We start from the raw sequence: 26,897 nt of genomic DNA, 5'->3' as shown, positions 1-26,897 counted from the left end.
TATAGAAAGAAGGGAATTTTCAATGAGAAGAATGAAAACTATGGACGGTAATACTGCTGCCGGATATGTATCCTATGCATTTACTGATGTAGCAGCAATTTACCCAATTACACCTTCATCACCAATGGCAGAACATGTTGATGAATGGGCTGCACAAGGAACAAAAAATATTTTTGGACAGACTGTTAAACTTATGGAAATGCAGTCAGAGGCTGGAGCTGCTGGAGCAGTTCACGGTTCATTACAAGCTGGTGCATTAACTACTACATATACTGCATCACAGGGTCTATTACTTATGATCCCTAACATGTATAAAATAGCTGGAGAACTTCTTCCATGCGTATTCCATGTTAGTGCAAGAGCACTTGCAACTCACGCATTAAACATATTTGGAGATCACTCTGATGTTATGGCTGCAAGACAGACTGGATTTGCTATGCTTGCTGAAAGCAGTGTTCAGGAAGTTATGGACTTAGCAGCAGTTGCACACTTATCAACTATAAAGAGTAGCGTTCCATTCGTAAGCTTCTTCGACGGATTCAGAACTTCACACGAAATACAGAAGATAGAAGTATTAGAATATGATGAATTAGCTAAATTAGTTGATATGGATTGTGTTAACGCATTTAGAGCAAAAGCTTTAAATCCAAATCATCCAGTAACTAGAGGAACTGCTGAAAACCCAGATATATTCTTCCAGGGTAAAGAAGCTTGTAATAAATTCTATGATAGAATTCCTCAGGTTGTTGAACATTACATGAATGAAATCAACAAATTAACAGGAAGAGATTACAAATTATTCAACTACTACGGAGCAGCAGATGCTGAAAGAGTAATCGTAGCTATGGGTTCAGTTTGTGACTGTATCGAAGAAACTATTGATTACTTAATGGCTCAAGGAGAAAAAGTTGGTTTACTTAAAGTTCATCTTTATAGACCATTCTCATTAGAGCACTTCTTCAAAGCTATGCCAAGCACAGTTAAGAAGATCGCTGTTTTAGATAGAACAAAAGAACCAGGATCAATTGGAGAACCTTTATACTTAGATGTTAAGTCAGCATACTATAGCTGCCAAGATATGAAACCAGTTATAGTTGGAGGAAGATATGGATTAGGTTCAAAAGATACTTTACCAGGACATATCATCTCTGTATATGAAAACTTAAAAGCTGAATGTCCAAAGGATGACTTCACAATTGGTATAGTTGACGACGTAACATTTAAGTCACTTCCAATGGGAGAAGATGTTGATACTACACCAGAAGGAACTACAGCATGTAAGTTCTGGGGTCTTGGATCAGATGGTACTGTTGGTGCTAACAAGAGTGCTATCAAAATCATCGGAGATCACACTGACATGTATGCTCAAGGATACTTTGCATATGATTCAAAGAAATCTGGTGGTATAACTGTATCTCACTTAAGATTTGGTAAGACAGCTATAAAGAGCCCTTACTTAATAAACAAAGCAGATTTCGTTGCTTGTCATAACCAAGCATACGTTCATAAATATAATGTACTTACTGGATTAAAACCAAATGGTACTTTCTTACTTAACTGTATTTGGTCAGATGAAGAGTTAGAAGCACAATTACCAGCTTCAATGAAGAACTTCATAGCTAAAAATAACATCAGATTCTGTACTATGAACGCAGTTAAAATAGCTCAGGAAATAGGTCTTGGTGGAAGAATTAACATGATCATGCAATCAGCATTCTTTAAATTAGCCAACATCATTCCTGTAGAAGATGCTGTTAAATACTTAAAAGAAGCAGTTGTAACTTCATACGGTAAAAAAGGTGAAAAAGTTGTTAACATGAACAACGCTGCTATCGACAAGGGTGTTGAATCAGTTCACGAAGTTAAAGTTCCAGCATCATGGGCAACAACTACTGAAGGATTCGTAGCAGAAGAAAAAGAAAAACCAGAATTCATAAAGAACATCGTTGATGTTATGAACAGACAAGAAGGAGATTCACTTCCTATATCAGCATTCAACGGATATGAAGATGGTACATTCCCACAGGGAACAGCTGCATATGAAAAGAGAGGAATAGCTGTTAATATTCCTGAATGGCAGGCAGACAAATGTATTCAGTGTAATCAGTGTTCATTCGTTTGTCCACACGCTGTTATTAGACCAACTTTATTAAATGCTGAAGAAGCTAAAAATGCTCCAGAAGGCATGAAATTAGTTGCTGCTAAGGGTGGAAAGACATTTGAAGGATTAAACTACACAATGATCATATCACCACTTGATTGTACTGGATGTGGAAACTGTGCTGACGTATGTCCAGCTCCAGAAAAAGCTTTAGTTATGAAGCCAGCTGAAACTCAGTTAAAAGAAGAAGCTAACTGGGATTATGCTAAGAGTAAAGTATCACCAAAAGAAAATCCAATGAACAAGATGACTGTAAAAGGAAGTCAGTTCGAACAACCATTATTAGAGTTCAACGGAGCTTGTGCTGGTTGTGGAGAAGCTTCATACGCTAAGTTAATAACTCAGTTATTTGGTGACAGAATGATGGTTGCTAATGCAACTGGATGTTCATCAATCTGGGGAGGATCAGCTCCTTCAACACCATACACAGTTAACCATAAAGGACAAGGTCCAGCATGGGCTAACTCATTATTCGAAGACAATGCTGAATTCGGATTAGGTATGTTACTTGGAACTAAACAGATAAGAGAAAGATTAGAAAAGGATGCTAAAGAAGCTATGGGCGCTGTAAGTGCTGAATTAAAAGCTGCTTTACAGACTTGGTTAGATAATGTAAATGATGGAGAGGGTTCAAAGAAAGCAGTTGAAGCTTTACTTCCATTATTAGAAGCTGAAAAGAACAACAATGAAGCTGTAAAAGACATGTTTGATCACAAAGATTACTTAGTTAAACAGTCACAGTGGATATTTGGTGGAGACGGTTGGGCTTACGATATCGGATACGGTGGAGTTGACCACGTACTTGCATCAGGAGAAGACATTAACATCTTCGTATTTGATACAGAAGTTTACTCAAATACTGGTGGACAATCATCAAAATCTACTCCAACTGCAGCTATAGCTAAGTTCGCTGCTTCAGGTAAGAAGACTAAGAAGAAAGACCTTGGAATGATGGCTATGAGCTATGGTTATGTATACGTAGCACAGATAGCTATGGGTGCTGATAAGAATCAGACATTAAAAGCTATCCAAGAAGCTGAAGCTTACAATGGACCATCATTAATCATCGCTTACGCTCCATGTATCAACCAAGGATTAAAAGTTGGTATGGGATGCAGCCAGTTAGAACAGAAGAGAGCCGTTGATTGCGGATACTGGCAGATGTACAGATTCAACCCAGAACTTAAAGAAGCAGGAAAGAATCCATTCTCACTTGATTCAAAAGAACCAGATTGGAGCAAATTCCAAGACTTCTTAATGGGTGAAGTAAGATATGCTTCATTAAAGAAAGCATTCCCAGAAGTAGCAGATAGCCTATATGCTAAGACTGAAGAAGATGCAAAGGGCAGATACGAAAGCTACAGAAGATTAGTTTAATTTTAATATAAGAGGAGATCACATTAAGTGATCTCCTTTTTTATATTAAATGGCTTAAATAGTAAAGAGTAAAGAGATAAATATTGATAATCTTTTCACATTAATATTACGATAAAATTTTTTATTTGTTGTTTAAAAAATTAAGGAATTAATCACTAAAATGAACTTGGTTTTACTAGTATTAAATATATGTATAGAGAGAAAATAAAAATATAACTTCTTTTGAAAGGAGATGAGTTTAATGGCTAGAAAAATGATGAAGAAAAGAAAAATGAAGATGGCTATTAATGATATGACAGATGGTATAGAGAAAGGTGTAAAAAGAATAGTTAAGAATATAAAAAGATCTTTTTAAGCATATTAATATAAATAATCCTTAGCAATTGCTAGGGATTATTTATAATTTAAAAAAATATTTTAAAAAAGGTCTTTTAAAATATTGGATTTAAGGTTAAAATTATACCATAACCGAAAAGGAGGTGAAAATCTGGTTTTTTTAAATACCAGATGAATATTATGGATAACGAAAAATTATATAACTGCGGTTGTGAAGGTGAAAGTTGCGAAAGTGAAGGTTGTGGCTGTGGATGCGAAGGTCATGATCATGAGCATGGTGCCTTAGTAGTAGATTTAGAGGACGAAAATGGCAACGTAGTGACTTGTGAAGTTGTTGATGGATTTGAGTATAAGGACAATGAATATGTATTAGTACAGAATCCACAAGATGGTTCAGTATATTTATTTAAAGTTATTGGAGATGAAGAAAATAGTGAACTTGTAATCCCTGAGGATGAAGAGTTTGAAGAAGTATCTTCATATTATCAAACTTTAGATAATACAGAAGAATAATTTTTTAAGAAGAACCCACATATGTGAGGTTCTTTTTTCAATAGAAAAAGGATAAATAGCAAATAATAAAGAATAAATAACTAATGGGAGGATTTAATAATGGAAAATGAGAAAGTAAAACTTGCAATATTTGATGTGGATTTTACACTAACTAAAAGAGAAACATTAATAGAATTTTATATGTTTTTATTGAGAAAAAGACCATATCTTATTAAACATATTCCTAGAAGTCTTAAGGCTGCATTTTTTTATGCATTTAAGATATATGATTCAGGTAAAGCTAAGGAAAACTTTATATCATTTATAGATGGTGTAAAAGAAGATGATATGAAAGAATTGGTTAAAGAATTTTATGAAAAGCGTTTAAGTAAAATATTGTATAAAGATGCTATAGATACTATGGAGAAGCTAAAAAAACAAGGATGTCAGATATATTTAATATCAGCTTCAGCTGAATTTTATTTAAATGAATTGTATAATATAAATATAGTAGATAAAGTAATAGGAACCAAATTTACTTTGAATGATGGAATATTTAGTAGAAAAATAGAAGGAAAAAACTGCAAGGGTGAAGAAAAAGTAAATAGACTAATGCAAGTATTAAAAAAGGAGAATATAGAAGTGGATTTTAAAAATTCTTATATGTTTTCTGACTCATTAGCAGATTTGCCCTTATTTAATTTAGTAGGAAATCCATATTTAATTAATTATAGAAAAAAGCATGATAAAATAAAGATACTTAGATGGAAGTAGTTTTATTAGTGAAGAGCGAAGAATAAAAAGTAAGGGAAGTTTTTTAATTACATTAACAAAAAAATAAGAACAGCTTAAGATGGTTTTGATGTAGTTAAAATATAATCTATAATTTTTCGTTATTAATTCTTCATTAAAAAAAAGAGAGGGATGTTAAAGTGGGAATAACTAATAATTATTTTTTATTTAACGATGATTTAATAAGTAGTAATTGTTTTGACGAGGAAGAACTTTTAAGAGGAACAAGTCTTTATGAAGTTATAAAGATAAAAGAAGAAGTACCACTGTTTTTAGAAAAACATTTAGAAAGGTTTCATAATTCGGCAAAACTTATAAATGTAAAACCATGGATTTCAGATTCAAAAATAAAAGAAAGTTTAAATAAACTTATAAAAGAGAATAAAGTAAAGGAAGGAAGCATAAAATTTGTTTTTAATTTTGAAAAAAATAATTTTATAGTTTTCTTTGAAGAAAAGAATTTTCCTGCAGAACAACAGTATAAAGAGGGTATAGATGTGGCTTTATATAATAGGGAAAGAATAAATCCTAATGCTAAGGTATTGAATATAGAATTTAGAAGAGATTTAGATAAATTTATAAAGGAGAAAAATATATTCGAAGCTATATTAGTAGATAAAAACAAAGATGTAACTGAGGGAAGTAAATCAAATGTATTTATAGTAAAAAGTAATAAGCTAATAACACCACCAGTTCAGGATGTGCTACCAGGTACTACAAGAAGAACCATTTTTGAAATATGCAAAGAGTTAAATATAGAGCTAATAGAAGAGAAAATAAACTGTAGCTCAATTGGAAATATTGATGGGATGTTTATATCAAGTACTCCTTTTGATATACTTCCTGTAAAGAAAATTGATAATATAGTTTTAAATTCTTCAGAAAATCAATTGATAAAATCCATAATGACGAAATTCAACGAAAAAGTTAAAAAATATATAAAATTTAATTTAAAATAAATCGAAAAGTAAAGAATGGCTATAAAATAACGATAGTTTATAAAAAGGGGTTTTATCATATTTTAAGGGTTAAAATTATGGTGTGAGCGAGGGGATATATGTGAAGGATACTTTTAAGGCGGTAAGTTTAGAAAAATGTATAAAAGAAGCTTGTGAGCTTTTGAATATTGAGGAAGATAAATTAAAATATGAAATAATTGAAGAGAAAAATGGTTTCTTTTGTAAAAAAGTAACAATTAAAGTTCAATGTTCTGAAGAATTAAATGATGAAAAAAAAATGAGAACTATTTTGGACAAGACTGATAATATAAATAATAAACAGGATACATATGATCAAAATGATGGTATGGTAAAGATAGAAAATGGAGAGGTTATAGTAACTAATCCTATAGAAGGTGGAGCCCCAGCCTGTATTATAATTGATCCATCTATAAAGGTTAATATAGATGGAAAACAGGTTTCTGGAAAAGTAGAGATCTATGAGGAATCATCAATAGAAGTATTTTTAGAGAAAGTAGTGCCTACTAGGCATTTAGATATAAGCATGGATAATGAAAAAATGGAAGCTTATATGAGTTTGACTTATACTCCAGGAAACATTTATACACTTAAAGATTGTAATGAAAATAACACTGTGCATTTAGAAAAAACATTAAAAGAACAGATTATGCCTAATAAATATACATTAGCAGAAGTTAAAGAAGAATTATCCAAATTCGGGGTGATTTATGGTATAATAGAAGAAAATATTTCTAAAAATGTAGAAAAAGATTGTATAAGTGTACCTATAGCAAAAGGAGATCATCCTTTAGATGAGAAGGATGATATTATTGAATACAAATTTCCCATTGATGAGTGTATAAAAAAATTAATTGAAGATGAAAAAGGAAAAGTAGACTTTAAGAGCATAGGATCTGTACAAGCTGTTAAAAAAGGAGACTTGATAGCAGTAAAAATTGAAGGAGCTCCAGGAAAGAATGGTAAGGATATTACTGGCAAAGTGAAAAAGTGTAAAACGGGTAAAAAAATTAAAATAAAAACAGGAGATGGATGCCAGCTTCAGGGTAATAATACAATTGTCGCAACTATAGATGGAAAACCATGTGTAAGAAATAATGCTTTTTATGTGTATCAGATTCATGAAGTGAAATCTGATGTGGATTTAAAAACTGGTAATATCGAGTTTGTAGGAGATATTATAGTCTATGGTGCTGTAAAAGAAGGAATGAAAATATTATCAGGTAATTCTATAACTATAAAAAAGCAGGTAGAAAGATCAATGATAAAAGGAAAAGGAGATATTATCATTGATGGCAATATAATAACGTCCAATATTATAGGTGGAGGACAAGATGTATTAAAACTGGATTATATAGATGACTTAACCAAAATGAAGGACAATCTTAAAAGGTTAATGGAAACAGTAGAAGAAATTAAAAAGTATGATTTGCTTGGACAAGGTAGAAAAGACGGAGAAATAATAAAAATATTAATTGAAAACAAATTTAAAAATCTGCCTATTCTATGTGGAAGTATTATTAAAAATATAATTTTAATAGATGATGTACAAGGGGAAGAAATATTACTTCCAATGATAAGAGGAAAATTAATAGGATTAAGTCCTGTTAATATAAAACATTATGTAGAATTACAAGATATTATAAATTCTTGTAGTGAAATCATGAATAGGGTAAAGGGAGAATTAGCTTTGCCTGTAAATGTAAAGATAAGTTATTGCCAAGATTCAACTATTAGTAGTTCAGGAGATATAATAGTATCAGGTAAAGGAGAATATGTATCAAATTTAGATGCAAATGGTGCAATATATTTTACCCAAGACAAGAGTATAGCTAGAGGTGGGGAACTAAAAGCTAAAAGAGAGATAAAATGTAAAACAGTAGGAAGTGAAGGTGGAGTATCTACAAAATTAATTGTAGAGAAAAGTGGTCATATATGGGCTGATATAGCATATCAGAATACAATATTTATAATAGGGCAAAAAGAATATTTACTAGAAAGACCAAGTAAAGATATCCATGCCTACATAGATAATAAGGATGAACTAATAATAGATAAATTTGTGTTATAGGAGGCGTGTTATGTCAAGTAAAGAATTAAAAATATTAATATTTAATATTAATGATGAATACTATGCTACGGATATTATGGAAGTAGAGAGAATACTAGGCTTTGAAGAACCGACAAAACTCCCAGACTCACCAAGTTTTGTAGATGGAGTTATTAATTATGAGGGAAATATTTTACCAGTAATATCTTTGAGTAGAAGATTTGGATTAAAAGAAAGCGAAAGAAAAAGTGATTCTAAGATAATAGTAGCAAAACAAAATAACAACAAAATAGGTATTATAGTAGATATAGTTTCTGAAGTAAGAGATGTAAATGAAGATAATGTAGAAGAGCCACCAGAAATAGTATCAGGAATATCCAAAAGATATATAAAAGGACTTATAAAAATAGATAAGAAAATTATAATCTTTTTAAATTTAGGAAATATACTTACAGAAGAAGAAAAAAGTCTTATTTAATTTAAACATTCACAGCTATAAATCAATATTTAAAAAAATGAAAGGTGCATATTATGGAAGTTAAAGAATATAGAGTGGGGATTGCAGATTTAAATGTAGCTACATCACCAGATAAAATAATAACAGTAGGGCTTGGTTCATGTATAGGTATAGCGTTGTATGATAAAATTAAGGGTGTAGGAGGATTACTCCATATAATGCTACCAGATAGCACTCAGTTTAGCAATGTAACAAATCCACTCAAATTTGCAGATTTGGGTATTCCCATACTTATTGAAAAAATGGAATCAAAAGGTGCAAATAAGAGAAATATGAAAGCCAAAATTGCAGGTGGAGCTTCTATGTTTAATTTCTCTGATAAAAGTATGGTAATGGATATAGGGAACCGAAATGGTATTGCAGTAAAAAGGGTGTTAAATGAATTTTCAATTCCAATACTAGCAGAAGATATAGGTGGCAATAAAGGAAGGACAATGATTTTTGATACTTCTAATGGCGTAGTTCAAATAAAGACTGTTGGAATGGGTGTAAAAGAAATATAATGGAGTTGATAAATATTGAAAAAGATAAAGGTTTTAGTTGTAGATGATTCCGCTTTAATGAGAAAAATAATTTCTGATATGATAAATTCAGAGTTTAACATGGAAGTTGTAGCTACTGCAAGAAATGGTGAAGATTTATTTTTAAAGATAGAAAAATTTACTCCAGATGTAATAACTTTAGATGCGGAAATGCCAATTATGGATGGTATATCAGCATTGAAAGAAATGAAAAAAAGAGGAATTAATATTCCTGTAATAATTTTAAGTAGTATGTCAAAAAAATCCTCAGAACTAACTATGGATTGTTTAGAGAAGGGGGCTTTTGATTTTATTCCCAAACCCTCAGGAACTATATCTTTAGATATAAATAAGGTTAAAAACGACCTTATTACAAAGATAAATTTAGCTTATGAAAAATGTGAGGAAAGTTGTGAAGAAAAGGAAATTAGAAGATATTCTGAAGAAGCCACTACTGTAAAAGAAATTGAGCATAGAGAAAATAAAGAGGTAAAAGTGAATAAAGTAATAAGAAAAAGTTTAGGGACTAAGATAGAAGCAATAGTTATAGGAGCTTCTACAGGAGGACCAAAAGCATTATATTCAGTAATAACAAAGCTGCCAGAAAATTTAAATATACCTGTATTTGTTGTACAACACATGCCAGCTACTTTTACAAAGGCTTTTGCAGATAGATTAAACAATAATAGCAAACTAAAAGTAATAGAAGCTAGTGACGGGGATATAGTAGAAAAGAATACAGTTTACGTAGCTCCGGGAGGCTTCCATATGGAAGTAGGAATGGATAAAAAAATACATTTAAATACAGATCCAACCATTTGGGGAGTAAGACCTGCTGTTGATAAGCTTTTTATATCTGCATCAAAGGTATATAAGGATAAATTAGTTAGTGTGGTACTCACTGGTATGGGAAAGGATGGAGCAGATGGAACAGTAAAGGTAAAAGAAAATGGTGGAATAACAATATCAGAAGATAAATCTACCTGTACAATTTATGGAATGCCTAAAGCCACCTTTGAAACTGGTATGGTAGATATGGTTTTACCACTTGACAATATATCAGATGAACTAATAAGGATAGTTAGAGAAAGCTGGAGGTAATTATGGATTTAGAATATTTTAAAGAGTGGGTTTTCAAAGAATTTAAGATAGATTTAAAAGCTTATAAGCCTAATCAGTTACATAGAAGAATTTTGAGTCTTATGTCTAGAGTTGGAGTAGGCACTGTAGAAGAATATATAGAATTACTAAAAAAGGATAAAGACCAAAGACAAAAGTTTTTGGATTTTATAACTATAAATGTATCTGAATTTTTTAGAAATCCAGAAATATTTAATGATCTAAGAAATAAAATTAAAACAGAACTTTTACCTAAAAATAAGAACTTGAAAATTTGGAGTGCAGCTTGTTCCATAGGTGCAGAGCCATATTCCATAGCCATGATTTTAGATGAAATAGCACCTACAGGAAGACATAGTATATTAGCAACAGATATAGATAATACAATATTAGAAAGGGCTAAAAGGGGATGCTATGCTGATTCTGAAATAAAAAATGTGAGCAATGAGCAAATTAATAAGTATTTCAAAAAGAAAGAAGACTTTTATGAAATAGACAGTAAAATAAAAAGTATGGTTACCTTTAAAAAGCAAGATTTAATATTAGATAGATATGATACAGGATTTGATTTAATAGTATGTAGAAATGTGGTAATATATTTTAATGCAGATATAAAAGATAAGATTTATAAGAAATTTAGTGAATCCTTAAAAAAAGATGGTCTGCTTTTTGTAGGAGCAACAGAAAGTATTTATAATTATAAAGACTTTGGTTTTGAAAAAGCCTCAACATTTATATATAGAAAGATATAAGGAGGGAATAGTAAGTATGGATACATCACAATATATGTCAATGTTTTTAGAAGAATCTATGGACAATCTTCAGATATTAAATGAATCCCTGCTCCAACTAGAACAGGAACCAGATGATGTAGACAAGTTAAATGAAATATTTAGGGTGGCTCATACCATAAAGGGAATGGCAGCTACTATGGGCTTCAATGAGATGGCAGAGCTTACACATAAGATGGAAGATGTTCTTTCAGAATTTAGGGATGGACAACTTAAAGTAAATCAAAAGGTAGTAACAGTTCTTTTTAAATGCTTAGATACCTTAGAACAGATGGTTAATAATATATCAGATGGAGTAGAAGAAGAAGTATCTATAGAGAGCATAATAAAGGAACTTGAAGCTGTAGCTGATGGTGAGGATATATCATCATCAGAAATAAAGGAAATAGAAGAAAATGAAGAAAGTGAACCTGAAGGAAGCATTATAGCTTCTGATATAGAGTTAAATGAATATGATGTAAATGTTATACAACAAGCTGTTGATAGAGGATTTAATTCTTATCATATAAAAATAAAATTAAGTGCAAGTACCTTATTAAAATCTGCTAGAGCATTTCTAATTTTTAAAAACCTAGAGGATTTAGGTGAAATTATAAAGTCAGTACCTAGTACAGAAGATATTGAAAATGAAAATTTTGATTTAGAAATAGACTTAGTATACCTATCTACTAAAGATAAAGATGAAATATACAATAATTTGATGAACATCTCTGAAGTTGATGAGGTTATCATCGATAATGTAAATGTAAAAGCAGAAATAGCCAAAAAAATAGAGAATGAGGAAAAAGAGGTATCTAGGGTAAAGGAGAAAATACAAGAACAGCAAAAAGAAAATAAAGAGAAACCTGTATCCTCTAATGAAAAGGTCAATAAGGTTAAAGAAGTTAAAAATGGTAATAAAGAAAAAGAAGTGGCTCATAAAAAACAGCATCAATCTGTAAGAGTTGATTTAGAAAGATTAGACAAGTTTATGAACATGGTTTCTGAATTAGTTATTCATAGAACAAGACTTGAGCAAATAAGTTTAAATTATAGACTTGCAGACTTAAATGAAACTTTAGAGCAAGTAGCAAGAACTACATCAGATTTACAAGATTTAGTTATGAAAATAAGAATGTTACCTTTAGATGTAGTGTTTAATAGATTCCCTAGAATGGTAAGGGATTTGTCTGTAGAACTTAATAAGGAAATGGAACTTATTGTTCAAGGACAAGACACTGAATTGGATAGAACTGTTATTGACGAAATAGGGGAACCATTGATACACTTAATACGAAATGCAGCAGACCATGGTGTTGAACCAAGAGAAGAGAGAATTAGTAAAGGCAAGGATCCAGTAGGTAAGATAAGATTAATTGCATATCAGGAAGGAACAAAAGCTGTTATAAAAGTAGAAGATGATGGTGGCGGAATTCCTGTAGAAAAAGTAAGAGCAAAAGCAGAAAAGTTGGGCATTAATACAGAAGGAATGTCTGATAATGATATAAGAAATTTAATTTTCTTACAGGGATTTAGTACTAATGAACAAGTAACAGATATATCTGGTAGAGGAGTAGGTATGGATGTAGTTAAAACAAAGATTGCATCCTTAGGTGGTAGTGTAGAAGTAGTGAGCGAACATGATAAAGGATCTGCTTTTATTATAAGGCTTCCACTTACGCTTCAAATAATACAAGCGTTACTTGTAAAAGTAGGAACTGAAACTATGGCTATATCACTAGGATATATAGATAGAGTTATTGATTTTGAAGAAAGTTTAGTTAAGAGAACAAACAATAAAGAGGTTATTATTCATAATGGAAATGTAACTCCTCTTATAAGACTAAATAAAAAATTAAATTTAGAAGCAACTGAAAGTGAGAAGAAATACATAGTTATAGTTAAAATAGGAGAAAAGAATGTAGGGCTCATGGTAGATTCTCTACTAGGACAGCAGGAAATAGTTATAAAACCTTTAGGAAAGACACTTCAAGGTATGAAAGAATATATAGGAGCAACCATTCTTGGAGATGGACTTGTAACACTAATTCTAGATGTTGCTGCTTTAGTTTAAGGAGGAATATTTATATGTCATATGAACACCTTACCCCTATGCAAATGGATGCTTTAAGAGAAGTAGGTAATATAGGTGCTGGAAATGCGGCTACAGCTTTATCACAGCTTTTGAATAAAAAGATAGATATGTCTGTGCCTGCTATAAATGTAGTTCCTTTTGATGAAATATTTGCTGGAATAGGTGGAGAGGAAATTGTATATGGAGTATTGGTAAGAGTATTAGGAGATACTCCAGGAAATATTCTATTTGTATTTGAAAAAGAAACTGCTGTTAATATAATAGAATTATTAATAGGAGTAAAGGAAGATAGCGTAAGTGAAATGGGGAATTCAGTAATATCAGAGATTGGAAATATAATTTCTGCTTCTTATATGAATGCTATAGCTAAATTTACAAATTTAACTATAATACCATCTGTACCAGCAGTAACTTATGATATGCTAGGGGCTATTCTTTCAACAACATTTATTGAGTCAGGACAATTTGATGAATATGTTCTTGACGTAGAAACTCAATTTTTACAGGATAATTCAAAAATAAGCGGGCATTTTTACTATATACCTATGCCCGGTTCTTTAGAAATAATATTAAATTCATTAGGAGTAATGTAATTTGGAGGTATTAAAATGGCAAAAGTATTAATTGTTGATGACGCTGCTTTTATGAGAATGATGATTAAGGATATTTTAGAAAAAAATGGTTTTGAAGTTATAGGAGAAGCTAATAATGGGCTGAAGGCAGTTGAACTTTATAAAAAAGAAAGACCAGATGTAGTTACTATGGATATAACTATGCCTGATATGGATGGTTTACAGGCAGTAAAAGAAATAAGATCAATAGATTCTACAGCAAAAATAATTATGTGTTCTGCTATGGGACAACAAACAATGGTAATGGATGCTATAAAAGCAGGAGCTAAAGATTTTATAGTAAAACCATTTCAACCAGATAGAGTTTTAGAAGCAATTAAAAAAGTACTTGGACAATAATTTATTAAGAGTACAGAACACAGAGCATAGAGTACAGATAAGGAGGTTTTTCTAGGCATAGCCTAGAAAAACTTAAATCATATATTTTATGAAATTTTTTACTAAGTAAAAAATTCCTTCCTTAACTGTTCTCTGTTCTTTGTCAACTGTTAACTAATTTTAGGGGGGGTGAAATTGTGCAAGTTGTGGTATTTAAACTAAGTGATGAACAATTTGCTGTAGAAACTGCCAAAGTTCAAAGTATAAATGATATGATGGAAATAACCAAAGTACCTAATGCACCAGCACATATAAAAGGACTTATAAATCTTAGAGGAAATATTATATCACTTCTAGATATAAATTTACTTCTAGAAGTAGGTAGAGAAGATAAAGAACAAAGCAATATTATAATTCTTAATATTGAAGAAGAAATGGTAGGAATTACTGTTGATCAAGTAGATGAAGTATTAGAAGTTGAAGAAAACCTATTAGAAAAAGTTGAAGATGACAGAAAAAGAGCTTACATAAAGGGAGTTATAAATTTTAAAGATAGAGTAGTTACTTTAATCGATATAGATAGACTCCTTTCAAATTAGCAAGAAATGAGGGAAAAGTATGGCAGAGGTTTTATCACAAAGCGAAATAGATGCCCTTTTGGCTGCTCTGTCATCAGGTGAAATTACACCTGATGAGATGCCTAAAGAAGAAGAGAAGCAAAAGGTAAAGCCATATGATTTTAGAAGTCCACAGAAGTTTTCCAAGGATCATATAAGAACTTTAGAGCTTATACATGATAATTATGCTAGAATTATATCAAACTATTTAACCGCCCAGCTAAGAGCAAATGTAAAAGTTAAGATAGAATCTGTTCAACAGATAACCTATGAAGAATTTATACATTCTATTCCAAATCCAACAATATTAACTGTGTTTAAAATGCCTCCATTATCGGGCTCTATTTTATTTGAAACTAATCCTCAATTTGTTTATGAAATAATGGATGTACTCCTTGGAGGTACTGGATATGGAAAATTTAAATTAAGAGAATTTACAGATATAGATAAAAATATAATAAGACATGTGAACCAAGGGCTTATATCAAATCTTAAATTAGCCTGGGAGGATATATTAGAAGTACACCCAGAGATAGAAGGAATGGAAACTAATCCTGCCCTTAATCAAACATTAGCACCAAATGAACCAGTAGCATTAATAACTTTCTCCGTAGAAATGGGAAAAAGCAGTACATTTATAAATATATGTATACCTTATTTGAGTGTAGAAAAAACATTAGATAAATTGGTTATACAGTATTGGTTCCAGCAAAGCGATGAAGATGTAATAAATGAATCAAGAACTAAATTGAGAGAAAGAATTAATATAGTTAATACAGAAATATCTGCGGTATTAGGTTCAACTAGTATTACTGTAGAGCAGTTTTTAAGATTATCTTTAGGAGATATATTAATTTTACAAGAAAATACTAATTCTCCAATAAAGGTAATGGTAGAAAATGAAGTATATTGCTATGGTAAACCAGGATTGGTAGGAAAGAAGATGGGTGTTGAGGTGCTAGATATAATAGATAAGGATGTGGAAAATTATGAGTAATGGATTTCTTTCACAGGAAGAAATAGATTCATTGTTAAATGGCAGCAATGATAACAATGAGGGTGAAATAAATGATGGTGAAACAAGTGATATAGAAAATGCTACAACAGAAGAAAATGATAGAGTAGATTTAACAGATATAGAAAAAGATCTTTTAGGAGAGATAGGAAATATATCTATGGGTTCTGCTTCTACAGCACTATCTACTATAATAGGACAGCAGGTAAATATAACAACTCCTGTAGTTTCTGTTACTACTTTAAGAGATCTTAAGGATACCTTTGAAGTACCAAATGTAGCTTTGGAGGTTAAGTATACTAGTGGTATTGTAGGTGAAAATCTTTTAGTTATGAAAATAACTGATGCTGCAGTAATAGCAAATCTTATGATGGGTGGAACAGGAGTGGTAGAAAACGTAACCACTTTATCAGAAATAGAAGAAAGTGCTGTTTCTGAAGCTATGAATCAGATGATAGGTTCAGCAGCTACTTCTATGGCTACTATGTTTGCTAGAGAAGTTAATATATCACCACCTTTATCAAGAATATGGGATGACTTAAGCTCTCCTGTATCTGATCAATTAAGTGAAGATGAAGATATAGTTCAAGTTTCATTTAGTCTTACAATAGGAGAATTGGTAGATAGCAGCATTATGCAGTTGCTTCCTATGGGTACTGCAAAAAAATAGTTGCTATAATGATGGGAACAGATAAAGAAGAAAGTAAACCTATTGAACAACCACAATCTAAAAAAGAGGTTAATAAAATGGCACAAGGAAATCAACAAACTCAACATGAACCTCAGGGGTATGTAAATGAAGTCCCTAATGGAATGAATTATAATCCGCAATACCCACAACAGTATAATAGTATGCCGCCACAGAACTATGGTGCGCCTCAAATGATGGAAAAGCCAATAGAAGTTCAACAGGCATCATTCCAGCCACTAAATGCAGGATTTTCACAAGCATTACCTAAAAATATTGATCTTATAATGGATGTTCCTCTAGAAGTTTCTGTAGTTTTAGGAAGAACTAGATTAAATATAAGAGAAATATTAAATTTAGGAACAGGTTCTCTAATAGAACTGGATAAATTGGCAGAAGAACCAGTGGAAATTCTTGTAAATGGAAAAAAAGTAGCTTATGGGGAAGTTGTAGTTGTAGATGAAAACTTTGGAGTAAGAATAACAAGTATAGTAAGTAATGAAGAAAAAATTAAGTCTCTTGGTAAGCAAAAATAACGGCTTTATAAGCCGTTATTTTTTTACGTATATGAAATTACTTTCGGATAAAGACTAATAAAAAGATATTGACATTTAACATTTATTGGATAATATGTATTATTTATAATTTAAGATATCCTTAAAAAAATAACTATGAAATATACTTTTATATTCCAATAGTTATTTTTTTAAAGACGTCTAAATAAATAAATTTTAATCTCGATAATATAAATAACATTAAATTTGGAAATATGTAGAAGTGTTTAATGGTAAGTATAATATAATTAAAAAATATTGTAAAACTATTAGTAGTATAGTTAAACACTATGTGTTTATGATAAGGAGTGTATTAAATGAAGATTAATGGAATAAGTGCTAGTAAAATATTAAATTCCTATGGAGATAATAAAAAGAGAACAGAAATTAAAGGGGTCAAAAAAGAAAAAAATAACGATACTATACAGATATCTTCAGTAGGTAAAAGTTTAAGTTCCTATTCTATTGATGACAAATGTATTCAATCAAAAGAAAAAATAGAAAAACTAAGGGAAGAAATTTCAAAGGGCACTTATAATAGAGATTCAAGACTTGTAGCTAAAGGATTAATTGATGCTATGAAAAATAGAGAATAAAATACATTTGGTATAGGGAAGATTATAGAGTACAAAGGAAAATTGAGAATTGAGAGTTGAAAATTGAGAATCAAGAATGTTTTTTTAAGTTATACTTAGAAAAACTTAAGTTATATATTTTATAGAATTTTTATGATGATAAAAATTTCTAAAGTTATTTTCAATTTTCCATTCTCAATTCTTAATTTAAATAAGGGTGGTGAAATTAATTGGTTAAAGAATTAAATAGTATAGTAGTAGCAGAAATAAAGGCCCTTGAAGATTTGCTACAATGTTTAGATAGACAGCATGAGTATGTAGCTAAAAATGATGTGTTTAAAATGGAAAAGATAGTGGAAGAAATTAATAGCTGCAATAAAGAAATTGCAAAATTGGAAATGGAAAGACGAAAATTAACCAATGGTGAATCTATGGGAAAAATAGTTGATAGTCTAAATGATAAAGAATTAGAAGAAAATTATAGAAAAGCAAGAAAATTAATAGAAGAACTTAAAGTTCAAAAAGAAACAAACGAAATACTTATAAAGCAGGGATTAGGATACACTAATAGGATGCTTCAAGTATTAAATCCTGATAGACAACCTAAAACCTACGGAGCTTATGGAAAAATGAAACGATAAATTACAGAGTGCAGAGTACAAAGTACAGAGTACGAGGGAAAATGATAATTAAGAATTAGTGTATAATTTAAGTTTTTCTAGTATGAGCGTAGAAAAACTTAAATTATATATTTTACTGAAATTTTTACTTTGTAAAAATTTTTTTCTTAACTCTGTCAATTGTCAATTGTTCTCTGAATAAAGTTTGGAGGTAATAAATTTGTCAGGTTTATTTGGAACTTTGAATATAGGAAAGAGTGGTATTTTTGCCAATCAAAGAGCTATTGATGTAACAGGACATAATATAGCAAATACTAAAACACCGGGTTATTCAAGACAAAGGGCGGAAATGCAAACAAGAAGACCATTTTGTACCCCTTCGATGAATAATGCAGCAGAACCTGGTCAATTAGGAACAGGTGTTGAGATTTCTCAAATAGCAAGAATAAGAGATTCATTTTTGGACTATCAAATAAGAGTAGAAATGGGAACTCAAGGACGCTATCAAGGAAGAGATAAATTTTTAAGAGAAATAGAAGGAGTGTTTAATGAACCAAGTGAAACAGGTTTATCTACACTTTTTGGAAAGTTCTTTGATGCATGGCATCAATTTTCTAAGCAGCCGGAAACTTCAAATACTAGAACTATGGTGGCAGAGCAGTCCAAGGCATTAGCTAGTGAATTAAATCATACTTATAGCCAATTAAATAAGATAAAAGGAAATGCACAGGATATTATAAAGCAGAAAGTATTTGATGTAAATAATATAATAAATCAAGTTAATCAATTAAATCAGGAGATAATTCAGATAAGTGTAGCAGGTAATAATCCCAATGATTTAATGGATAGAAGAGATTATTTATTAGATCAGCTAAGTTCAAATTTTGGCATTACTATAGATAAGAAAGATTTTAATGCTATTGAACTAAATACAAAAGAGGATAAAGAAGCAGGCTCACCAAAGGGAGCTAATTTAGTACAAGTTATAGACCCAGATAATGTAGCAAGATTTGCATATATACAAGATATACAAGCTCAAAAGGATGACAAAGGAAATCCTACAGGAAAATACGATATAGTTTATTATAAAAATGGAGACACAACTACAGAAAGTAATAGAGTTGTTATAAAAGATGTAGAATTAACTGATGAACAAAAAAAGGAAATGGATGAATGCAGAGTTCTATGGACAGATAAAAGTGGAAATTTATTAAAAAAAGATGGAGGAGCTGTAAATGCAGATAAAGACGGTATATCAGGAATTAAGTTTTCAGATATAGCACTTTTTAAACCTTCTTCAGGAGAATTTAAAGGATATATGTCTGTACAACAAGATGTAGATGGATACATAGATAGAACAAATAATTTAGCAAAAGGATTAGCTCTGGCAGTAAATACACTTCATGGACAAACTACTGATAGTAGTAAAGATGATTTACCTTTCTTTGTTAATAAAGATGGACAAGAAAATGGGATAGATGCATCAAACATAGTGGTGAATAAAGAAATAATGGATAATCCTATGAAAATAAAGGGAAGCAAATTGGATGTACCACCATCAGGTGAATCCGATGGAAAAAGAGCTTTAGCTATTGCAGGCTTAAGAGATGTACTTATGGGAATTCAAAACATAAACAGCAATATGTCTAGAGAAGATTTTATAAATAAGTTTTGTGGTGGATTAAAAGAAAATGAATATGGAATTAAAGTGCTAAATGGAACTACAGATGGTATGAAAGTGGATAATTATTTTAAGGATATGGTAGACACTCTTGGAATACAGGAGCAGGAAGCTAGAAGAATGGTGAAAAATCAAAGTGATTTACTTAATACTTTTACACAAAGTAGAGCTTCAGTATCAGGTGTATCTTTGGACGAAGAAATGACTAATTTAGTTCAGTTCCAACATGCTTATGTGGCTAATTCAAAGATAATATCCACTGTAGATGAATTGTTAGATGTAATAGTTAATGGATTGAAGAGATAATTTGTTAATTAATAGTGAAAAGAGGAGTGTTTTTAGTGCGTATAACCAATACTATGATGGCTGATAATTTTTTAAATGATATGATGAATAATTTGCAAAATTTGCAGACTCTTAATATGCAAATGACTTCAGGAAAAGAAATTAGAAGACCTTCTGATGATCCGTTTAAGGTAGCAAGGGCAATGCAGCTACATACAGATATAAATTCAAATAAGCAGTATAATGACAACATTAAAGATACTATAAACTGGCTAGAACAAACAGATACTGCTTTAAATCAGGCAGGAAATCAATTTCAAAGGGTAAGAGAACTTTTAGTATCTGCTGGAAATGCAGCATATGGGTCTAGTGAGAGAAAAAAGATAAAAGATGAGATGAATGAAATAATAGGACAGCTATCACAAACCTTAAATTCAGCTTTTGATGGAAAATATTTATTTTCTGGTACTAGAGGTACTACTAAACCTACCACAACTATTAAGGGCCCTGCAGTAACAGAAATGGAACTTCAAATATCACCAGATGGAAAGTTGCCAGCTAAGGCTTCTGTAAATGGAAAATATACTGGTGCTGAAAATATGGATTTTGAAGTAAAGGTAAATGGTAGTAATGTTACATTTGAAGTTAATGGTAAAGAAATCATAGCTAAAAAAGATCCTAAAGATAACAGTTGGGATTTGGGTAATGGATTAACATTCCAAATTGATGGGGAATTAGTAAATGGAAGTGGATATAAATTTACAGCTGTGGCTAATGGAAATACTCAATTAATATTTAATGGTAAGGCAGGAAACGAAGTAAATGATGCAGATCCATTAACAGGAAAAATTTCTGATATAAAGGATTGGAATGGTAAGAATATAACTTTCAATGTAAATGGAGAAGAAGTAAAATTAGAATTAAAAGATGTAAAAGATACAAATGATATTATAGAAAAGATAAATTCAAATGAAAAACTAAAGGGTAAAATATTAGCACGTGAGATTAAGAATGGGAAAGAAAGTTCTATAGAGATTTTTTCCTTGGAAGAAAATAAAGCATTTATAAAAGAAACTGATATTTCAGATTTAAAGGATGAAACTAAAAAGTTTATGGGTTCTTTTGAACTTGAAACCATGGATGAAAGATTAGTAACAGAAATATCTCAAGGTGTTAATATAGAATATAATGTTACAGCAACGGACATTATAAAGTTTAATGATGAAAAAGGAAATGCAAAAAATTTAAAAGATATACTAGAAAAAATAGTAAAACATTTAGATTCTCCTGATGGATCTAAAGATATAAAAGCAATATCAAACGAAGATTTAGATGCTATAGATGCAGTTGTGAATAATATATTAAAAATTCGTTCTCAAGTTGGTGCAAAACAAAATAGAATGGAGAGTGCAGAAGATAGAAATACAGAAGAAAATTTTAATATGACATCAATATTATCTAAAACTGAAGATATAGACTTTACTCAGAAGACCATGGAACTTGCAGTAGCATCTACAGTATATACTGCGTCACTTCAAACCAGTGCTAGAATAATTCAGCCTACTCTTTTGGATTACTTACGTTAAATTATATAGTATAAATATTATGGTGAAGAATAAATAATGAGGAGTTAAGAATAAAGAAAATTATGTTTAATAAATTAAAAAATATCCTTTATTTTTAACCCTTAACTTTTCACTTAAAAAAGAAGGATGGTTTTTATGAAATTAAATTCAAAGTATCATGGAGAGATAGAGTATAAAGAAGAGGATATAATTACTTTTAACAAGGGACTGCCTGGATTTGAAAATTTAAAGAAGTTTATAATCTTCTCTTTAGAAGAAAATAAAGTATTTAGTATTGTTCATTCTATAGAGGATGAGGAAATTGGTATACCCGTAGTATCTCCATTTACGATATGTAAAAACTATGAATTTTCTTTATCTGATGAGCAAATCAAAAAATTGAATATAAAAAGTGCAACAGATGTAGTAACATTAAATACTGTTACTATAAGTTCTAACTATAAGGATATAACAACTAATTTAAAGGCTCCTATAATTATTAATATTAAGGATAAAATTGGGGAACAAATAATATTAGATAATGATAGATATGAAATAAAACATCCAATTTTTCAGGAGGTTTAGTCATGTTGGTTATAGGAAGGAAAAAGGGAGAGTCTTTACTTATAGGAGATAATATAGAGATAACAGTAGTAAAGGTAGAGGATGGTTCAGTAAAGCTTGCTATATCAGCTCCTAGAGATGTGGCTATATTAAGAAAAGAACTTTACAAGGAAGTAGAGGAAGAAAATAAAAAAGCAGCTAAAATGGATTTATCACTATTAAAAAAAATTGGAAAGGAATAATTAAAAGAGGTGATATCATGGATGTAAAATATATAAGTCAAGGAAGACGTGAAGCCTTTGATATTAATTCAATAGATAGCTTATTAGGTGAAGAAACACAAATAAAGAATTTAAATGGAGAATATATAATAGATACTGCTATAAAAGAGGCAAATGGTGTAAATAATGATAATGGAAATGTAAGAGAACAAGATGTAAAAAGGTCTGTAGATAAATTAAATAAGTTGCTAGAGGGTAAGCCAACTTATGTAGAATATGAATTATATGGAAAATCTAAGAGTATAACTATAAAGATAATGGATAGTAGTACGAAAAAAGTAGTAAAGGAAATTCCACCCAAGAAAATAATAGATATGGTAGACAAGCTTTGCGAATTGGCAGGAATATTTATGGATGACAAAGCTTAATTCAGTGAATAGTGAAAAGATAAGAATGAAGAGTAAAAAGTTATTTTCTACTTAATTAAAAACTAATAAAAATTGATTAATTGCTTTTCTTAGTTCTATGTAAGAAAAAACTTTATTCATTATTCATTTTTGATCATTAAATTTTCACTGAAGAAATGGAGTGGTTTTATGGAGTATAAGCTAAATAAAATTGATACAGACATAAGGCAGAGAATAGAGGATTCAACAAAGGAAGGTTTAGTTCATAGAAAACAGGAAATTGAAATAAATAAAGATAGTAATAAACATTCTAAAAGAGAAAATTTTTCTGATGAGCTTAAAAAACATTCTAAAAAGAATGCTCAAAAAAGCAAAAGGCTTTTCATCCAAGCGGAAAAGATAGATGAAGTAAAAGTAGAAGGATATATAAATGAAGATGAAAAAAATAATTTTTCTAGTGGGAGATTCCTTGATATTAAAAGGTAGGTGTATAAAGAATGTTTGCAGGAAATGCATATAGTGCTTATAAAAATAATAGTGTAAATTTTGCATCAAAAGAACAGCTTTTACTTATGATCTTAGATGGAGCTGTTAAATTTTCTAAAATAGCAAGACAAGGCATTGAAGAAAAAAATATAAAAAAGGCCCATGAAAATATAGTGAAAACACAGAATATATTTTATGAATTAATGGCTACGTTAGATGTGGATAAAGGGGGAGATTGGGCTCCAAGACTTATGAGTATATACGAATTTATTGTAAATAGACTTATGATGGCAAATGTAAAAAAAGATGTGGCTATAATGGATGAGGTAATTCCGCTTATAGAAGAAATTAGAGATACTTGGAATGAAGCATATAAACTTTCAAAAATCAGATAGTTAGATTATATAATAAAGTTAATAGAGTATGGAGTTAGCTGATAGAGCATAATTGTGGATTATAAATTATATTATTAAGCTATATGCATAAATTTTATATAAATTAAAAATTAATTCCAATGAAGAAATAAAGAGGGGGAGATATAAATGGCAGATTCAATTAGCGGATTATCTGGAACTGGTGGCGGAGATATGATGAGAGTTATAGGTATGGCATCAGGTATGGATATAGACGGTATGATAAAAAAAATGATGCTAGCTGAGCAAAAAAAAGTAGATGTAGTCAAGCAGCAAAGACAGGCAATTGTTTGGAAACAAGAAATGTATCAGGATATTATAAAAGATGTAAAAGATCTTCAGAATACTTATTTTGGTGCTACAAGTGCTGATTGCTTAATTTCATCTAAAGCCTATTCTGATTTTAAAGTAGATAGCACAAATTCTGCAATAGCAGCAGCTACTGCAACAACAGGGGCTGTTAGTGGAAATTATAGTGTAAAAGTAGAGCAATTAGCTAAAGGAGCCGCATTCCAATGTGGAATAGCAGGAGACTTAAATACAGAAATGAAATCAACAGGTAAAATAACACTAACTTTAGATGGAAAGAATGTTGATGTCAATTTTAATGCTACTGATACTATAAAAGATTTTATTAATAATGTAAAAAATGCAAAATGGGATGACGGAACTCTAGTAGGAAATGATGTTGATGTTTCTTATAGCGAGTTAACTCAAAAATTTACTATAGTTAAAAAGAAAACAGGAGCAGTAGCAGATGCTACTAAGGATTTAAATGTTAGTAGTGCAGAGCTATCTTTTAATAAAAATCAGAATTCCCAGGATGCAATAGTTCATATAACTCCACCAGGTGGCACTGAAACTAAAGTAACACAGTCCAGAAATAACTTTACTATTGATGGTATAGCATATAATTTGCAAAGTCAAAGTGAAGTTATTGACCCAAACCTTCCTAGAGAAGCAAATAACTTAAGTGCAACGACTTTAACCGTAACTAAGGATGCAGATAAGACTTTCGATAGATTTGTAAAATTTATAGACAAGTATAATTCATTAATAGATAAAATAAACACAAAGCTTACAGAAAAGAAAGATTATGATTATAAACCTCTTACTGATGATCAAAAGAAAGGAATGAAAGATGACGAAATAAAGGCTTGGGAAGAAAAAGCTAAAAAAGGTATATTAAGAAATGATGATAACCTTAGAAATATGCTTTCACACCTTAGAAGTACCTTTTTTGATCCTGTAAATGAGGCTTCTGCAAGTTTTGGTAAATCTATAGGATTGGATACTGATGGAAAGGCATCAAAAGCTGGACAAATAAAGTTTTCAGATGATACTGGTGACACATTTAAAAAAGCATTAAGTGAAAGAGCAGATGAAATAATGGATCTGTTTAATAAAACTTATACATTGAGCAGTGATGACTTAACCAAATCATCAGAAGAACAAAAGAAGATAATGTATGATAATTCTGGTATTTTTCAAAGAATTAGCACCATATTAAATGATAATGTGGGTACTCCAGGAATTACAATAAATAGTGCTATACTTACAAAGTATGCTAATAAGCAAGAAGACTATAGTATCTATGGAACTGCTGGAAGTAATACATTACCAGATCAAATTTATAAAAAAGATAATTTAATAAAAACTTTAAATAGCAAATTAAAAGATAAGGAAAATAGTCTTTATAAGAAATTTTCTGCATTAGAAGTAGTTATGAATAAATATAACGCTCAGACTTCTTGGTTAGCACAACAATTTCAATAATAGAAATTTTAGCTTAGACTAAATAAGGGAGAAATTTTATGTGTATCATAAAGGAATATCTGCAAAGTTTTAAAGATATTACTATTAAATTAATCTATAATGTAAAAGAAGATGATTTAGATGCAGTAGATAGCCTTATGGAAGAAAGGCAAAAGATAATAGATAACATAGATCATATGGAATTTTCAAAAGAGGAATTTGTAGATATAGCAAAAGAATTAAATATTATAGAATATGACAAAGAATTAGAAAAGGTTATTAATGAAAAAAAGGCAAATATAAAAGAGGAAATGAGAAAATTATCTACAAATAGAAATGCTAATGTTAATTATAATAAGAAATTTTACTCAAATAGTACAATATTTAGTAAAAAAATATAAGCTTTTTATAATGTATATTGTTTAATAGTAGCAAATATTGTATAATGTAGTAAACAAATATTAAAATCTACATCAAAGTTTAATCCCACAATCTCCCTGGTAACTAAACCTTAAGTTGTCAGGGAGTACCCCCAGATTATAGAGCATAAGTTTTTATGCTTTTTTCTTTTTTATAGAAAATTATAAAATTAAAAACCTGTAGAGCGCTTTTAAAAATTACAAAGTACTTTATTTAGTTGGGGATTGAAAGTGGAGATTTAATAATACATTTTATCCTAGCTTAGCTGAAGAAAGGCAAGATTTTTATTTTAAAATATATAAAGTTTTAAAGTATATTGCCGAAAAACATAATATAAGATGATAACAAAAATAAAGTTTAAAAAGATTAGAAAAGATTTTAAAAAAACTATAAAGTACTGAAAAGTCACTACGATAAAATAGTTGTAATATACATAAAAAATAATAAACTTCAGTTCTTAATTTTCAACTCTAAATCAAATAAGTTAGTAGGCTCAAAAGAGCTTAACTATAAATATGGGGCATGGATGCCCAAAAAAATTCAAGGAGGAATTTATTATGATAATTAATCACAATTTAAATGCTATGAATGCTCATAGAAACATGGGAGTTAACATTGGAAATGCAGGAAAGGCAATGGAAAAATTAAGCTCAGGTTTAAGAATAAACAGAGCAGGAGATGACGCTGCAGGTCTTGCAATTTCTGAAAAAATGAGAGGACAGATAAGAGGACTTGATCAGGCATCAAGAAACTCACAGGATGCTATATCATTAATTCAGACAGCAGAAGGAGCATTAAATGAAACACACTCAATTCTTCAAAGAATGAGAGAACTTGCAGTTCAAGGAACAAATGATACAAACGTTGGAACAGA

The 26,897-nt window shown here is 30.2% G+C and carries 26 protein-coding genes and 1 pseudogene; all 27 read left to right on the top strand.

Annotated elements, in window-relative coordinates; genetic code table 11:
* Positions 1-22 precede the first annotated feature (22 nt).
* Positions 23-3,538: a pyruvate:ferredoxin (flavodoxin) oxidoreductase gene (gene nifJ / locus T514_RS0117025; RefSeq protein ID WP_027625858.1), complete on the top strand. Its 3,516-nt coding sequence runs from the start codon at positions 23-25 to the stop codon at positions 3,536-3,538.
* Positions 3,539-4,054: 516 nt separating this feature from the next.
* Complete coding sequence (locus tag T514_RS0117015; RefSeq protein ID WP_027625857.1) at positions 4,055-4,387, top strand: DUF1292 domain-containing protein; 333 nt, start codon at positions 4,055-4,057, stop codon at positions 4,385-4,387.
* A 99-nt stretch (positions 4,388-4,486) separates the two neighbouring features.
* Positions 4,487-5,140 (top strand): HAD-IB family hydrolase, encoded by a 654-nt coding sequence (locus T514_RS0117010; RefSeq protein WP_034869515.1) that lies wholly within the window; start codon positions 4,487-4,489, stop codon positions 5,138-5,140.
* A gap of 158 nt (positions 5,141-5,298) precedes the next feature.
* Complete coding sequence (locus T514_RS0117005) at positions 5,299-6,117, top strand: aminotransferase class IV (RefSeq protein ID WP_027625855.1); 819 nt, start codon at positions 5,299-5,301, stop codon at positions 6,115-6,117.
* Positions 6,118-6,217: 100 nt separating this feature from the next.
* Positions 6,218-8,206 carry a flagellar assembly protein A gene (locus T514_RS0117000; RefSeq protein WP_027625854.1) on the top strand — a complete coding sequence of 663 codons (1,989 nt, stop codon included), beginning with the start codon at positions 6,218-6,220 and terminating at the stop codon, positions 8,204-8,206.
* A gap of 10 nt (positions 8,207-8,216) precedes the next feature.
* A complete protein-coding gene (locus tag T514_RS0116995) occupies positions 8,217-8,663 on the top strand; it encodes a chemotaxis protein CheW (RefSeq protein WP_027625853.1) in 447 nt (148 codons plus the stop codon).
* Between the two features lie 53 nt (positions 8,664-8,716).
* Positions 8,717-9,205, top strand: a complete 489-nt coding sequence (locus tag T514_RS0116990; protein WP_027625852.1) for a chemotaxis protein CheD — start codon at positions 8,717-8,719, stop codon at positions 9,203-9,205.
* A gap of 15 nt (positions 9,206-9,220) precedes the next feature.
* Positions 9,221-10,324, top strand: a complete 1,104-nt coding sequence (locus tag T514_RS0116985; protein ID WP_027625851.1) for a protein-glutamate methylesterase/protein-glutamine glutaminase — start codon at positions 9,221-9,223, stop codon at positions 10,322-10,324.
* A 2-nt stretch (positions 10,325-10,326) separates the two neighbouring features.
* On the top strand, positions 10,327-11,094 hold the full coding sequence (locus tag T514_RS0116980; RefSeq protein ID WP_027625850.1) for a CheR family methyltransferase: 768 nt from the start codon (positions 10,327-10,329) through the stop codon (positions 11,092-11,094).
* A 16-nt stretch (positions 11,095-11,110) separates the two neighbouring features.
* Positions 11,111-13,186, top strand: coding sequence for a chemotaxis protein CheA (locus T514_RS0116975; RefSeq protein WP_027625849.1), 2,076 nt, complete (start codon positions 11,111-11,113; stop codon positions 13,184-13,186).
* A 14-nt stretch (positions 13,187-13,200) separates the two neighbouring features.
* Entirely contained in the window at positions 13,201-13,800 is a 600-nt protein-coding gene (locus tag T514_RS0116970) for a chemotaxis protein CheC (protein ID WP_027625848.1), read from the top strand.
* 15 nt (positions 13,801-13,815) lie between these two features.
* The gene (locus T514_RS0116965) at positions 13,816-14,178 is read left to right on the top strand and encodes a response regulator (RefSeq protein ID WP_027625847.1); all 363 of its coding nucleotides are present in this window, start codon (positions 13,816-13,818) and stop codon (positions 14,176-14,178) included.
* A gap of 176 nt (positions 14,179-14,354) precedes the next feature.
* On the top strand, positions 14,355-14,756 hold the full coding sequence (locus T514_RS0116960) for a chemotaxis protein CheW (RefSeq protein WP_027625846.1): 402 nt from the start codon (positions 14,355-14,357) through the stop codon (positions 14,754-14,756).
* Positions 14,757-14,775: 19 nt separating this feature from the next.
* A complete protein-coding gene (gene fliM, locus T514_RS0116955; protein WP_027625845.1) occupies positions 14,776-15,771 on the top strand; it encodes a flagellar motor switch protein FliM in 996 nt (331 codons plus the stop codon).
* Positions 15,764-17,013, top strand: a pseudogene (fliY, locus tag T514_RS24860) (flagellar motor switch phosphatase FliY). The gene fliM and the pseudogene fliY overlap by 8 nt, the downstream one beginning before the upstream one ends.
* A gap of 335 nt (positions 17,014-17,348) precedes the next feature.
* Positions 17,349-17,627 (top strand): flagellar biosynthesis anti-sigma factor FlgM, encoded by a 279-nt coding sequence (locus T514_RS0116945; protein WP_027625844.1) that lies wholly within the window; start codon positions 17,349-17,351, stop codon positions 17,625-17,627.
* A gap of 209 nt (positions 17,628-17,836) precedes the next feature.
* The gene (locus T514_RS0116940) at positions 17,837-18,247 is read left to right on the top strand and encodes a flagellar protein FlgN (RefSeq protein ID WP_027625843.1); all 411 of its coding nucleotides are present in this window, start codon (positions 17,837-17,839) and stop codon (positions 18,245-18,247) included.
* A gap of 199 nt (positions 18,248-18,446) precedes the next feature.
* Positions 18,447-20,213, top strand: coding sequence for a flagellar hook-associated protein FlgK (gene flgK, locus T514_RS0116935; RefSeq protein WP_027625842.1), 1,767 nt, complete (start codon positions 18,447-18,449; stop codon positions 20,211-20,213).
* A 35-nt stretch (positions 20,214-20,248) separates the two neighbouring features.
* Complete coding sequence (gene flgL, locus T514_RS27400) at positions 20,249-21,778, top strand: flagellar hook-associated protein FlgL (protein ID WP_084284684.1); 1,530 nt, start codon at positions 20,249-20,251, stop codon at positions 21,776-21,778.
* 135 nt (positions 21,779-21,913) lie between these two features.
* Positions 21,914-22,342 carry a flagellar assembly protein FliW gene (gene fliW, locus T514_RS0116920; RefSeq protein ID WP_027625841.1) on the top strand — a complete coding sequence of 143 codons (429 nt, stop codon included), beginning with the start codon at positions 21,914-21,916 and terminating at the stop codon, positions 22,340-22,342.
* A gap of 2 nt (positions 22,343-22,344) precedes the next feature.
* Positions 22,345-22,563, top strand: coding sequence for a carbon storage regulator CsrA (gene csrA, locus T514_RS0116915; RefSeq protein WP_027625840.1), 219 nt, complete (start codon positions 22,345-22,347; stop codon positions 22,561-22,563).
* Between the two features lie 17 nt (positions 22,564-22,580).
* The gene (locus T514_RS26260) at positions 22,581-22,970 is read left to right on the top strand and encodes a flagellar protein FlaG (protein ID WP_027625839.1); all 390 of its coding nucleotides are present in this window, start codon (positions 22,581-22,583) and stop codon (positions 22,968-22,970) included.
* Between the two features lie 168 nt (positions 22,971-23,138).
* On the top strand, positions 23,139-23,435 hold the full coding sequence (locus T514_RS0116905; RefSeq protein WP_027625838.1) for a hypothetical protein: 297 nt from the start codon (positions 23,139-23,141) through the stop codon (positions 23,433-23,435).
* A gap of 11 nt (positions 23,436-23,446) precedes the next feature.
* Entirely contained in the window at positions 23,447-23,830 is a 384-nt protein-coding gene (gene fliS / locus T514_RS0116900) for a flagellar export chaperone FliS (RefSeq protein WP_027625837.1), read from the top strand.
* Positions 23,831-23,977: 147 nt separating this feature from the next.
* The gene (gene fliD / locus T514_RS0116895; protein WP_027625836.1) at positions 23,978-25,624 is read left to right on the top strand and encodes a flagellar filament capping protein FliD; all 1,647 of its coding nucleotides are present in this window, start codon (positions 23,978-23,980) and stop codon (positions 25,622-25,624) included.
* A gap of 38 nt (positions 25,625-25,662) precedes the next feature.
* Positions 25,663-26,004: a flagellar protein FliT gene (locus T514_RS0116890; protein ID WP_027625835.1), complete on the top strand. Its 342-nt coding sequence runs from the start codon at positions 25,663-25,665 to the stop codon at positions 26,002-26,004.
* A 576-nt stretch (positions 26,005-26,580) separates the two neighbouring features.
* Positions 26,581-26,897, top strand: a 317-nt coding sequence (locus tag T514_RS0116885; RefSeq protein WP_027625834.1) for a flagellin N-terminal helical domain-containing protein, incomplete at its 3' end; no start/stop codon positions are given.

Origin of the sequence: Clostridium lundense DSM 17049, from assembly GCF_000619945.1 — a bacterium.
In the GTDB taxonomy this organism is placed as follows: domain Bacteria; phylum Bacillota; class Clostridia; order Clostridiales; family Clostridiaceae; genus Clostridium_AO; species Clostridium_AO lundense.
This window is presented reverse-complemented; position numbering and strand designations above follow the sequence as displayed.

Coding starts and splice junctions, on each gene's coding strand:
- T514_RS0116905 (WP_027625838.1), top strand. CDS start 23,139: ATGGAGTATAAGCTAAATAAAATTGATACAGACATAAGGCAGAGAATA.
- T514_RS0116890 (WP_027625835.1), top strand. CDS start 25,663: ATGTGTATCATAAAGGAATATCTGCAAAGTTTTAAAGATATTACTATT.
- T514_RS0116995 (WP_027625853.1), top strand. CDS start 8,217: ATGTCAAGTAAAGAATTAAAAATATTAATATTTAATATTAATGATGAA.
- T514_RS0117010 (WP_034869515.1), top strand. CDS start 4,487: ATGGAAAATGAGAAAGTAAAACTTGCAATATTTGATGTGGATTTTACA.
- fliS (WP_027625837.1), top strand. CDS start 23,447: ATGTTTGCAGGAAATGCATATAGTGCTTATAAAAATAATAGTGTAAAT.
- fliM (WP_027625845.1), top strand. CDS start 14,776: ATGGCAGAGGTTTTATCACAAAGCGAAATAGATGCCCTTTTGGCTGCT.
- T514_RS0116975 (WP_027625849.1), top strand. CDS start 11,111: ATGGATACATCACAATATATGTCAATGTTTTTAGAAGAATCTATGGAC.
- T514_RS0116980 (WP_027625850.1), top strand. CDS start 10,327: ATGGATTTAGAATATTTTAAAGAGTGGGTTTTCAAAGAATTTAAGATA.
- T514_RS0116970 (WP_027625848.1), top strand. CDS start 13,201: ATGTCATATGAACACCTTACCCCTATGCAAATGGATGCTTTAAGAGAA.
- T514_RS0116965 (WP_027625847.1), top strand. CDS start 13,816: ATGGCAAAAGTATTAATTGTTGATGACGCTGCTTTTATGAGAATGATG.
- T514_RS0116945 (WP_027625844.1), top strand. CDS start 17,349: ATGAAGATTAATGGAATAAGTGCTAGTAAAATATTAAATTCCTATGGA.
- fliD (WP_027625836.1), top strand. CDS start 23,978: ATGGCAGATTCAATTAGCGGATTATCTGGAACTGGTGGCGGAGATATG.
- csrA (WP_027625840.1), top strand. CDS start 22,345: ATGTTGGTTATAGGAAGGAAAAAGGGAGAGTCTTTACTTATAGGAGAT.
- T514_RS26260 (WP_027625839.1), top strand. CDS start 22,581: ATGGATGTAAAATATATAAGTCAAGGAAGACGTGAAGCCTTTGATATT.
- fliW (WP_027625841.1), top strand. CDS start 21,914: ATGAAATTAAATTCAAAGTATCATGGAGAGATAGAGTATAAAGAAGAG.
- T514_RS0117015 (WP_027625857.1), top strand. CDS start 4,055: ATGGATAACGAAAAATTATATAACTGCGGTTGTGAAGGTGAAAGTTGC.
- T514_RS0116990 (WP_027625852.1), top strand. CDS start 8,717: ATGGAAGTTAAAGAATATAGAGTGGGGATTGCAGATTTAAATGTAGCT.
- nifJ (WP_027625858.1), top strand. CDS start 23: ATGAGAAGAATGAAAACTATGGACGGTAATACTGCTGCCGGATATGTA.